We start from the raw sequence: 12,487 nt of genomic DNA, 5'->3' as shown, positions 1-12,487 counted from the left end.
TAAAGCAAATTTATTAGCTTATGCCAAAATGTGATCTTAAGAACAAATGCTATATCAATAAGTTTGATCATGCCCTTAGTAATTGGTGAACTTTATTTATTTTCCCTATAAATGAAAAAACCACCTTTCGGTGGCTTTTCCTCCCTCATCCCGCAAGTCGCATTGCATACGTAGATTTCGGATTAGTTCACGCAATAATATCAAAAATGTTGCATTAACTGGTCTGATGTGCATTCATGTAGCCTGCTTTACACCCAGTTTTGTTTAAGATAATTTGTTTGAAATTCCTTTAAAAAAATGTACCTATACGAAGAAGACCAATAACAATTAACTATCTTACAAAACTATTAGACCAATTGGTTCGCCTTTCAGGGCAGGCCAACTTTTCAAAGTACACTCTTTACACATGTCAAATACCTATATCAGTATTACGTCTTGCGATACTTGAGCAATTTCTTGAAATTTCACACTTCGAATTCTTCTATTGATAATTTGCATTATTTGACTTAAAAATAAGCTTTAATGTGAAATGAGAACAGAATGGCTGACAAATTTTTCAAGTACGAGTCCCCCTTAAAAGAAGCTCCATTCCAAACATATTTTTCTTCCCAACATTACTCTTTTTTTTACAAGACCGGTCGGGTTATTGACACCAACGATACAGTAATAACTAACGTACAAAGCGGTTCATCATTTGATCGAAACTCTCCCCCTCCCATTTATTCAACGACAGAAGTTAAAAATAATATATGGGTCGACTTTGGAGATAAGCACTCAAAATTCACCTTTAATAATGCAGAGGCATTCGTCGGGCATATCGTGTCAATCATGTATATAAGAGGTGAAGGCGTAGAACATGGTTTTCCGATTGGACTGGTAAACCATGACGCCGGTACATTGTTTTATGAATTGTGGTTCAATGACGAAACTCTTCAGCCCCGGGATAAAAACAGCAAAGTATATTTCTTAACTCCCATTGCAGTCTCATCATTGACTATGCTCATTCTGAATACGACAGGAAATCCGAGTTGGGTAATTGGGATTTTGTCGGCCATTCCAGCTATTATTTTTCAAAAATTATTAGAGACCCACTCAGTCAAACGCGAACTCACAGAAGTAAAATCCACTATTATCGACAATCTCCATGTAATATTAGATACCCACAAAAAAGAAATCCAAACAATCAGAAATCCAATGTAGAAGTCAATATCTTATCTGGTGATCATTTTTCAGGAAAAAGTGGCACTACTGTACTGTCTATCGTCGGATTTGCTATATATCCCGATCCGCAACGTATAGGATGATCATTATGTAAAATCAATAAAACCCCTTCATCTGTACGCTGACCGAGAAACCAATCAAGGTGATTGAGTTCTTTCCATACCGGGATCACATCATCATCAGGCGTGTACCCTTGCAATCCAGTTATGCATACCCCATCAATATTCGCCAAATCAATAATGTTCACGAATCCACAAAATGGCGTATTGTACTCCCCTCCATCAAGACTTATTACTGGTACTGTTTGCCCACATAACCCACGACCTTCTATCACTGACGGGTTTAGCCGCACCCAACCATAGTGGTATTTTCGTTTAATTGACGGCAATCTTTTTCAACCTTATTACAAGATGATGCTTTTTGCCCGGCATTCTACAACATGCTTCCTATAGAATGAATATTGTTCACCGTTTAGTTAAAGTTCGTTCCTCACCGTCATCAACATTAGTTGCTGACGAGATCAATATCTCCTTACTATCGAACTTCTCAATGGCTTTTAGTGCTTTGCACATTTCATTCACCACCTTTAAAACATTACTGTTTACCCACTCCATTTCTGTAAAATGAAACCATCGACTTTGCTGATATTGCAACAACTTTGATTTCAAATCACCCAGGTATGCATTTTGCTTTTCCGGTTCTTGGCTGTGTTTAATTTTGTCCACCCAATCCTGAAACAATTTCACAGCATATTCAATTTCACCACCGTAACCATCGAATCCTATTAACTGTGCACTAATCGCTTCCAGTCCGTTCAATAGATAGTGCTCTCTGCGCATTGTTGATTGCAAAACTCCAGGACTGAACACCCTGATAGTTTCTGATCCAGTGTTTTCAAGCGTCGGTGAATAAATGACATCTGCGTTATGTCGTGACACTAGCCATCTCAATGCCTCCGCTGGCTCCATGTATTCATTCATCAATGATATCATCATTCCCAGACTTTTAATGTCACTGTGAGCCCACACCATAAAAGGGACATTGGCCTTTACCATTGCCTCTTGAAGTTCAGCCTGATTAACCGGCTCATTCAAACCTGTCACTTTACCTGCTGTTAACGTAAACTCACTGACAATCAATCCGGTCTTCCGTGCTTCAACTTTACTACTATAAAGAACGACCCCCTGATTCTTTACATAAGGTATATTCTCAAATGACTGGCAAAAACCTTCTGCAGCCATATACCAAAGAGAAGATTCAAACTGTGTTATTAAACCAGACATCACCCCACCTTTAACAACGGCATCACCTGCACCTCAGATACAGCTGGGAATTTCATTTTTTCAATAAGATAACGGCCAGCCTCTGCCAGAGTTGATGGCGTGGTAAGCCTGCGTGCACTATCCTGAGCCTCTTCTGATAGGCCAGGCCAGTTGAATAATTCTTCAGCGATAAAGGACCTTAACACCTGAGACGCAATTTCCCCGTCATAGTCATCTACACTCTTTATCAAGACTTCAACCATCTCTTCTGGCGAACTTTCATAAATCGCATCCTGAATTGCTTCACAAACTTCAGGAGCGTAACAAGATTGTTTTATAAAGTTTGTCTCTATTTCGTCCATTAATGCGAAAACTTCAGGATCCGTCCATTCATTGAGAGGCTGTTCAGGAAATTGCTGTTCAAGCTTATAATTCATTTGGTCAAACAACACCACTCTCAACTTATCACGAGTATGTTCTGCCACCCCGATATTTTCCGCATGAATATCTGTACCGCTAAGCCCCAACATTCCAGGTTCATGCCACGCATCCCATAATAAATATAATAGACCTTTGTCATCTTCACCTGGCACCTTGCCGTAGTGAGCCACATACTGCTCAACCCAGTCTTCTAAATCATTATGCTCTGACTCACAGCAAACCGTAGATAATAATGTTTGTATCTGCTCAGCTATGCAGCCATGAGTTGTAACCCTTTCCTGTATAATAACATACCGCATATTGCTACCATGCTCAGGCAATTTCACCACCTTATCTATTCGAGCGATCGCGCTGTCGGGATGCTGGTAATACTGGGTAATTAGTGCATTCAACGCTTCTGTCCAGGAAGACGTGACTTTAATGACATGGTTCTGCGTAGCATACGCCTCACCAAATTCTCCCTGTCCCAAAAACTCAAGCTCATTGTCACCGTCACCGAAAATTTCCTTACTAAAATATAACAGTGCAGTAGCAATTTCAGATGGGGTTACGTATTCCATATATCAGTTATTATTTTCCGTCTGGCAGTGACAGTGATAACTTTCGGCTATACCGTGACAACCTGCGAACTGGCGCCCCTTCCAAATCGATGGCCACTTCATTTAGTCGTATGGTTCTATTAAGCCGCTCCTGATAAGCTTCGCTATGCATTAACTGCTTGATCATCACTCGCCCCTGCGACACGGTGATACCATGCGATGCCAATTGCCTCTCAAATTTATCTATTGTTTGTACAGCTTGTGGGTGGAGCGCTGGCGCACTACAATCCACCAATACAGGGAAAACCTGACTCAGTTTTTCCTGTTGATTTTTCAACGAAAAATATTGATAGAATTGCGCTGACATTTCCTCACTCATAGATCATTATCCTTGTGACAACTTAAACTGAAAGTGACGAACATAAGCTCTGTATTGATTTATTGAACTATCGTCACACATCTCTTGCGCTGCTTCTTTAATAGGCTTGTTCCGCCGAACAAGCAATGCCTGCTCAGCGCGCATTAAATAACGAAGTGCCAGTTCATGACACTCCTGAACAGGATGCCGAGTAAAAGCATCATAAAAACTTTGTTTATACAGCTCTGTCCTCACCTGCAAACGAGCATTTTGCTTCTCTAATTTGTTAGTTTCGACTACCGAAAAGCACAATAAAAAACAACAAAAGACCAATGCACACCAAGGAATGGTCACTAAAACTCCTCGCTTCTTGTGATTAACATTACTAACCGGAACAATGCTGGTGACCTTATCACCCTTAACAATAATTTTTTCCATTGTTAATACCATATTGACTCAATATATGCCTAACAGTTAATATATATGCATTATTTATTTGAGGCAACCTATCTTTTAAGGAATTACTTATGCCCTACGTATCTCCCGAACAACTCCGTCTCAACCAACGTTATTTGCCTCTCAACAATACGCTTTTGTTTCATGGCACTTGCGAATCCTTTGCACCTGAAGAGTTAAAGGGTGGCGGTTATGACAAGATTATATGGACTTGCAACCATCCGGATATAGCCCAATGTTATATACCGGAAAGTGAAGCCACCCTGCATGTGCCTGCAACTCATTTTAACAATCCACGCGCCCCTATTGAGACAAGTGGCCCATTGGCCAACATGGCTATCAACAAACTAGGTTATCGTTTGGCTCCTGAAATTGATGAATACCCAGTGGATATACGAGATAAAGCCGTTAACTGTTGGAGAAAGGGCGATCAGATTCAGAAGCCCACTTATGGCGAAATACAGGAATATTTGACTGAAATCCTCGGTTACACGGTCAAAGACTGGGCTTTTCGATTAAAGATGAAAGGTGAAGAAGTCATGCCAAACAGTTACTTCATCCCGGGCCGATTATTCATGATACAACCTGTCAATCCAGATTATCAGCCTCGGTTTTTGGACATGCGTGATCATGAAGGCGATTTAAATGACCCACAATACAATCGATTTGACTGGTTCGAAATCATGAGAAGAGATGGTTATGATGGCATCATAATAGAAGATTATGCTCAGAGTACAATTCATGGTAACTATGGGCACACCAGTTACGGGCTCAATCCAGATCGGTTAAATCTGTTTCAATGGAGTTTCATTGATGCCGTCAGACAGGACTCAGATGACCTCGGAAGAACTATTGAAAGCCCTGCATTGATAGATTATCTGGCGTCGCGAAATGTAATACCTTTATCAGGGTTCTCAGATAAAATATCTATTAACGAGGCAACTTTTAATAAAGTTCTATCTTTCCCCAACGGGTCTAAGCAACACACAATAGAAACATGGCTGGAATACTATCTATCGTTACCTCAAGGAAGTGTAAACACAGACAACAACGGAACTGTGCTCATGAGTAGCCAGTTATCAGAAGCCTTAAAAAAATACAACTATGACGCGGTAGCAAATCTAACAAGCGAAGCTTTAAAATTAACATCTACATACGGAGTTAAATATACTGAGCCACTACACGAATCACCCCTTAATCAAAATACAATGGAAATGTCTGTTTTCTGAATTTTAGTAAGACCATGTTTATTGATAAGTGGCAATACTTAATCTACATAAGTGCTTGCCCATTTACCACAACATTACCGCATCAAACTCAGTCAATAACAGTAGCCCCCACATGCATAGTGCCTGAACCTCTTGTTCTCGTACATGTAAATGAAAAAGAGGTGTCATATCCGAATGATTCAACAGTGTTAAAATTAATATTAGAACTTGTACTTCCGAAAGGCTCAAATACCACATATCTGCGAGTTGTAGAAAATTGGTTGACATAATCAATAGACACACCATCAACACTGAACCTACAAGTCCAATCAGTCGCAAGATCACTTTTAATTACCCAAAGTTGCACCAGTACTCCTGGACCTGTTGCGCTAAGTGATGGACTGGAATTATTGACACTCATTGAACGGGTTGAATAAACCCCATTTGGTAATCCATTAAACGGAGAGCTTCCCCCTCCAGCACTGGCAAGTTGCGCAGCCACATCTTGTCCATCTAAAGTAATCACGTCTGCTGTAACTGCCCCGGCAACGACACTTCCTGAAGTAGAAAAACCACCGGCACTTACTGTGCCGCCAACATCCAATGCCGTTTCTACCTCCCATCTATTCTGCGAAGAATCATATAAAAACTGTCTGGAGGTTTGCCATGCTCCGTCATCGTATGGTGTAAATACAGTTGAATCACCACTGTTAGTCATCTGCAAATCAAGCATCTGAGTACCTGATGAGATAGTCCTCAAGACTTCCACCCCATTATGCATCAATACCGGATAAACCGATGTATCACCATATACAGCTAAAGCCGTCCTATTTACACCTGAATTATTCGCCGCCTCTAGATAGATTTCTCTACCCGTGGCTTCATTGCGTATGTAAATATCGTTGGTCCTGTTAAGAATGAAAGAATCTGAGCCATTATGATAAAATTGAAAGTCATCGCTTGTTCCTGATGATAACGCTACATTATCAGTCATACGAAGGGACGCTGTGCGTGTTTGTTGTATATCCAGACGGCTATAATTGGAATGGTCAACTCCTGCTAAGCGATCTGCATCCAAACCGCTGCCATCCCCATCATTGCCAGCATGCCACACTTTATTACTGTTAATTAGTAATCCATCTGTAGCACCAATAACATTCAATTGTGCATTCGCACCTACTTGATGCAACCTGACATCATAGTCTTCACCGTTTCCGTTTTTGAAATCAATGTACGCACTGCCAGAACTCCGGGTTAACTCAATATTCCCGTCTGCACCAGCTTCAAAAACATGAGTTCCACTGTCAGCCCTTATTCGTCCAGATACCCTGAATCCAGAAGTATCTGCATAGCCTCTTATGGTGCCGTTGGCATACAACGCCCCATAAACATCACCATCACCTATCGCTGCTATTGCCGTATGCCTCGTTCCACTGTTGTTTTCGACTTCCACAAACCAGTCGCCACCAGCAGCATAGTTCTGGTTATAAACATTACCAGTATAGTTTGCAAAATAGGTATGCGTCCCACTATGGTACATGCGCAAATCAGCTCCGCTCCCCAACCGCACTTGGTTATTATCCTGCCACTCTGTGTGCCCGGTAATAACATCGTTCGCATCGCTTCGGACAAATTGTGCGCTTTCCAGGTCATCTAACTTATCAGCATTCAAACCACTACCGGCGCCATCATTATGCTCGCCCCAGATTCGGTATTTATTTGAACCCATTGAATAACCGCCGACGACTAAATCGTTGTACTCGCCATCTAACCCAAAATGGAAAGCATAATCACCACCGATATGAAAGGTCATAAACGCATCGCCAGTAGAATTACCTGAACGCACTTGAAGTGCGTGTGTACCTGACACCCCACTTTCAATTTCTACGCTGGAATCGTTCTGAAAAGTCCCGATAGCATTATTATATGTGTAGTCAACACCGCTGCGCATAAATGCTGTATGCGAAAATCCATTCAATGAAATTGCATTTACGTTGGATACCCCAGAGCCATCTCCTGAAATACTGGCAAAAGTAACAGCATCTTGACGTCTTAAGTCTTGATCTTGAAGGTATATTTCTGTACTCCCCTGACCGGTATTAATAGTTCCCAAAATAGTGACACCATCATTCGTAGTTTGCAATCTTGCGGCACCGTTATAATGTAGCCTTGATAAAACATTATTTGCTCCATCTGAAACAACCGATATTCCTGTGTACTGAGCGCCTCCAGCTCCCGTTGCCGATAAATAAGCATCTCCTCCTGCTGCATCATTACGAATGTATAAATCATTAGAAAAGTTACGAATGTATGAATTAGTTCCATCATGATACAAAACAAAATCGTTGCCTGATCCAAGCGTGACTTGAGCGTTGTCAACAAAAGTCTTGCTCGAAGTAAAGGTTTGTACACCTGATAAAGTAGCTATATTTGAACCAGCAATACCAGCGACTGAATTTGCATCCACATTGGTTAATCCGCCACCATTCCCATGAATTATCCCATCTGAGCCTATTCTGAACCGGATAATATTTTCAGCGGAATCATAAATTCGGTAATCTCCATTATTTGATGCATAAGTCAACCAAGGCCTACCTGTATCAGGATGCTTCATTAACAGCCCAGGCGTTCCATTTGATGGGGCAATAGATATCCCTTTTGTACCATCAAAATCTGCAACACTGCCATTTGAGCCGTAGAAAATGTAATCTCCAAAAAAACGGACATCCTGGCTATTCGCCAGAACACTCATTGCTGTGCTACCCGAACGGTTCGCCAGACTCAGATCATAGCTCGTTCCCTGACCATAAAAAACAGGGCCATAGCTACTACTGGTATAAACACTACCCAGCCCGTTACCCCCTGGCGCTGAATACGTTCCATTTCGAAAAATCGGCCTTGAATACATATCTATCGTGGCATCGCGATTAAACTGCATTGCCATAGCACCATTACCGACCTGAATAGCCAGATGACGGCTCGTTCCATCACCTGAAATCCACCAGTCCTCTGTCCCCCCCTCCATGAAGGATTGATACACAAAACCACCTGACGTCCCGCCATTGTAATTAACCTGTAACGCACGGGTTTCACCAGAATTAACACGCAACGGGACCGACGCAGAGACTAACGATTCCGCCAGATATAGCTTTGAGTTTCCATCTACAATAAAATTAACATCACCGCCACCGCCGGATACTGTGCCTAACTGAAATCCAGAAGTAGATTGGCTCAGAATATTTGTAAAGTCAGTACCTGAAAAGTACAACTCATTCATTGACGCGGCGTTATCAATTTCCAGTCGTGCATTCGAACTGACCGTCGTCGAAATCCCTAATCCGCTATGGATATATGCTTGCCCAGCTTCGTTCACCTCTAAAAGATGCGTACCACCTGTGCCAGCAGTATTATTGGTGACTGCAAAATATTCCGTCGTATCATCATTATTCGAATCGATGTTGATAAACACCGACTCCGGCGCATTGATAATGCCATTTGAGACATTCTCTGCACCCAGTGTCACTCTGCCATCATCCATATCTACAGCAAACTGACTTACCCCCGAGCTGCTGCTGACACTCATCTGCATATTCGGATTAATCGCCCGAATGTTTAATACGCTCCCGTCTTGATATATCTCTGTAGATTTAGATGCGCCCGAATCTTCCAGCCGAATACCGGCTGATGATGGATCAGTAATATCGAGCCCTTTATTGAAGTTACTGAATGTCGGATTTCCCCCGACACCGATACTACCGTTCTGAGCTATAACATCCCCGTCTTCCTGCACTTCTAACAGACGGGTTGAACTACTATCATCACTGTTGTTGCCGACAACAAAGACTCTTCCTGAATTGTTATTATCCGAGTCGATGTTAATAAAAACACTGGCGGGCGCATTAATAATACCGTTGTGTGAACCAGACGGTGACAAATTGATATTGCCGTTATTGACATTAAATGTTGATGTAACATCAACACTGTTAACATCCGCTTCCAGCACGCGTGTGCCATCAACATTAACAATAAAGTCACTATTCGACTCCGCCCCGAGCGGATCGACATCAACAATAACGTTCCCACCCTGCGTGCTGATATCCGCATACGAGCCATCGTCCTGTAATCGGATAGTCGCGGTATCATCGGTAGAGCTAAATGTTGCGACGCGGTTTCCGGTGCCGCTACTTACCAAAAGCGCATCATTCGCAGTGCTACTGATATCCACCTGACCATTGATATCCGCACCCTGTGAAATTATCTGATCTGCAAAGGTCACATCATTGTTTACTACCGTAACGACATCAGACCCAAACGAATCATTTCTTATCTTAAACGTACCGTCATCATTATAGACCACGAAGTCACTGCCAACGGTGTCACTGAACCTCAACGTTGGACTCGCTCCTGACAATATCGCGCTTGCGCCCTGAATCACTCCGGTAGTGGAAAATCCGTCAGCAGTCAGTACACCAGTAATCGTCTGATCGCTATCATTGCGTAAATAATTAGATTGTATTTCATTATATAAATTGGTCACTGCTGCTTGTGATGCATATACAGTACTTTGACCACCAGTGTAACTGTCGCTAATCGTGTAATTCTGCACCAGAGATAAGCCGATATCCGTCTTATCAAGACTAATATCGTCACTAAGTGCATGGCCATTAACGGTCCTGCTCAATGGAACCGAACCTGTGTCAGCACTATTAAGTACAATATCATCCGACAATCTGTACCCGTTTATTGTCCGTGAAATCTGAACAAACTGCGCACTATCAATACCGTCAAGTAACTCACTATCTGTAGCTTTAGCAGTAACATCCAGTTTAAGTGCATCCAGGTCGTTATACACCGCGGCCCCACCCGCTGTGGTTAAATAGGTAGTCGTGGAATCAGTTGTATAATCACTTGATGCGGAATAGTTTTCAACAAGGCCCAAACCAACATCATTTTTAGTTGGTAAATTTACTGGTGAAAACACGCGTTCTGAATTATCAAAAACCCCGACGGTCGCCAAAACAGAGCCCGCTGTTATCGACCCTACACCACTAATATCATTCCCGCCCATTAACAGGTTAGTTTCCATGGTATTTTGAGCGCCCGACCCTGCCACATCATAGATGCGAGATAGTGTCTGACTGACAATTGCCGCCTGAGCAGGTGTTTCTACGATGATTGTTACATCGTTTCCGTCATTAGTGCCTTCCAGTAAACTCGCCGTATACTCAGCCAGCACTTCCTTAGTGGCTGTATAACTGAGTTCATAAAAGTTACCGCTGATTGTGCCAGCGATATCGGAGTTGTAACCGGTTGCAAAGTTACCTCCGTAATACCCATCGGAGATCAGCGTATTTAAGGTCGCTGGCCACTCATTATTCGCCACATAATAATTGATCAACGCCGATTTTACGTCATTAACCTTTCGCGCTACACTGCGTGCATCTTCATACTGTAACGCAATACCTTCCGCTTCAATATTACTTAATTGCTGTGCTGATACCTGACCTGACAAAGCAATAGCCAAACAAACCGCGACACTACCCATTCTGAATCGTTTATGCTCGGAGTTTATCTGCTCACTACAGTTATCGTATAACCACATTTTTCCACAACCTATAAAGCAACATTGATACCGGAGACTTACCTAAATAAGTCTCCCCGCGTGCAATGCAAAAATATACTTAAATAATATTAATTAGGCATTATTATTACATTACACGCAATTAAATTGAAACTAATGATGTGTTGGCCACTTCTCACGGTCCGCATCAGGCGCATCTGGCAAAACGTACTCTTTATACAACATACTCTTATCTTCAGTATTTTGTGCCAGCAGAGATTCTTGCTCTTGCAAATCTTTCAGAGCAATTTCATATTGTTTCTGAAAAGCACCACCAGCTCGTTTAGCCATTCGTTCTTTAGATTTTACTGATGAGCGAGCCACTTTGACCTTATCTACGATCTCCAAGTGTTCATAATACTTTTCCAAAAAGGTATTAATCCTGTTCACTCGCTCTTCTCGCTTGCTGATCATCTGCGTCAGGTTTTTAAGCTCAATCAATTTGGTTTTCAGCATAGCCGTTTGAGAAGCCTTAACATTGCGTTCAAGAAGTGCCTTTATCGCCAATTTAGCTTCGACAATATTCTCCATATACTCATTCACTTCCTCAGACAGTGACTTATTGCGTTTACGCTTCCTAGTACTACCAATTGGGTCTAATTCGCCTCCCAGTTCCACGACTTTCTCAAGCCAATCATAGGTCTCCAACCCCAACTTCTTCAGCTTATCTGTAACCGCTGTTCTTTGCCTTTTCACAAAATTTAAAAACTGCTGCTCCTTGGTCATCCAACCTTGCTTCTGTAGGTTGTCTATTCCCCTGCTCTTCGCTTCTTCATTCACGATAGCCACGTAATCTTTGAAGCGTCCACCTAAAACAAACATGCGCATCAAAAACATCAGCATTTCTGTTGTACCGCTGGGTTTTTTATTCACACCTTCTTCTTTCATATATCGCGATACACTAACCTGGTCTCGGCCCAAATAAATAGACAACTCCCTTCTTGATAACGCAGTTGTATCTAAGAGTTGCTGTACATCTGCAGTCGGGTATGACAAAAACAAATTCGGATATTTGTCAAATATCCGCAGGATGATCGCCAAAGATTCATCTACAGGCGTAAATTTATGCTCTATATCATTACAAATGGTCGTATATCTATTAGCCGCCATCTGTCCCAAATTATGTCTCAACAACGCTTTAGAAGGTGGAGGTGTAATTTTAGACATCAAATCCTTACTTGAATTTGTTGTGCTGGCAAATACCTGCCCTGTGATTTGTTGATCCGGCTGATAAACCGGCTGCTCACTCTTCTCAAACAACTCACTAAAGAGTTCTTTTTTGCGCTTAGCAGGCAAATGCGTAATGTACTTAACAAACAATTCCATAATTTCCAGTCTCTTCGTCACTTAACCGTCTGCGTCATAACGGTTTTATAAAAAAC

General features: G+C 42.0%; 9 protein-coding genes. 2 read left to right on the top strand and 7 right to left on the bottom strand.

Going from position 1 to position 12,487, the window contains the following annotated elements:
- The first annotated feature begins 540 nt into the window (after positions 1 to 540).
- Positions 541 to 1,200 (top strand): hypothetical protein, encoded by a 660-nt coding sequence (locus AC0J20_RS20875; protein WP_473023224.1) that lies wholly within the window; start codon positions 541 to 543, stop codon positions 1,198 to 1,200.
- Positions 1,201 to 1,222: 22 nt separating this feature from the next.
- On the opposite strand, the gene AC0J20_RS20870 is transcribed toward AC0J20_RS20875, so the two are convergent.
- From AC0J20_RS20870 to AC0J20_RS20850, 5 genes are all read right to left on the bottom strand, one after another.
- A complete protein-coding gene (locus AC0J20_RS20870; protein ID WP_473023223.1) occupies positions 1,223 to 1,555 on the bottom strand; it encodes a hypothetical protein in 333 nt (110 codons plus the stop codon).
- Positions 1,556 to 1,685: 130 nt separating this feature from the next.
- Positions 1,686 to 2,504: a hypothetical protein gene (locus AC0J20_RS20865; protein ID WP_473023222.1), complete on the bottom strand. Its 819-nt coding sequence runs from the start codon at positions 2,502 to 2,504 to the stop codon at positions 1,686 to 1,688.
- Complete coding sequence (locus tag AC0J20_RS20860) at positions 2,504 to 3,484, bottom strand: hypothetical protein (protein WP_473023221.1); 981 nt, start codon at positions 3,482 to 3,484, stop codon at positions 2,504 to 2,506. Before AC0J20_RS20860 ends, AC0J20_RS20865 begins: the two co-directional genes overlap by 1 nt.
- A 10-nt stretch (positions 3,485 to 3,494) precedes the next feature.
- Positions 3,495 to 3,842 carry a hypothetical protein gene (locus AC0J20_RS20855; protein ID WP_473023220.1) on the bottom strand — a complete coding sequence of 116 codons (348 nt, stop codon included), beginning with the start codon at positions 3,840 to 3,842 and terminating at the stop codon, positions 3,495 to 3,497.
- Positions 3,843 to 3,848: 6 nt separating this feature from the next.
- On the bottom strand, positions 3,849 to 4,259 hold the full coding sequence (locus AC0J20_RS20850; RefSeq protein WP_473023219.1) for a hypothetical protein: 411 nt from the start codon (positions 4,257 to 4,259) through the stop codon (positions 3,849 to 3,851).
- A gap of 89 nt (positions 4,260 to 4,348) precedes the next feature.
- Between AC0J20_RS20850 and AC0J20_RS20845 the strand changes: the two genes are divergently transcribed.
- Positions 4,349 to 5,506 carry a hypothetical protein gene (locus tag AC0J20_RS20845; RefSeq protein ID WP_473023218.1) on the top strand — a complete coding sequence of 386 codons (1,158 nt, stop codon included), beginning with the start codon at positions 4,349 to 4,351 and terminating at the stop codon, positions 5,504 to 5,506.
- 88 nt (positions 5,507 to 5,594) lie between these two features.
- Here the strand turns inward: AC0J20_RS20845 and AC0J20_RS20840 are convergent, their stop codons facing one another.
- Positions 5,595 to 11,087: a beta strand repeat-containing protein gene (locus AC0J20_RS20840; RefSeq protein ID WP_473023217.1), complete on the bottom strand. Its 5,493-nt coding sequence runs from the start codon at positions 11,085 to 11,087 to the stop codon at positions 5,595 to 5,597.
- Positions 11,088 to 11,219: 132 nt separating this feature from the next.
- Complete coding sequence (locus AC0J20_RS20835; RefSeq protein ID WP_473023216.1) at positions 11,220 to 12,431, bottom strand: coiled-coil domain-containing protein; 1,212 nt, start codon at positions 12,429 to 12,431, stop codon at positions 11,220 to 11,222.
- Positions 12,432 to 12,487 lie beyond the last annotated feature (56 nt).

Source organism: Planctobacterium sp. R6 (assembly GCF_055755215.1).
This window is presented reverse-complemented; position numbering and strand designations above follow the sequence as displayed.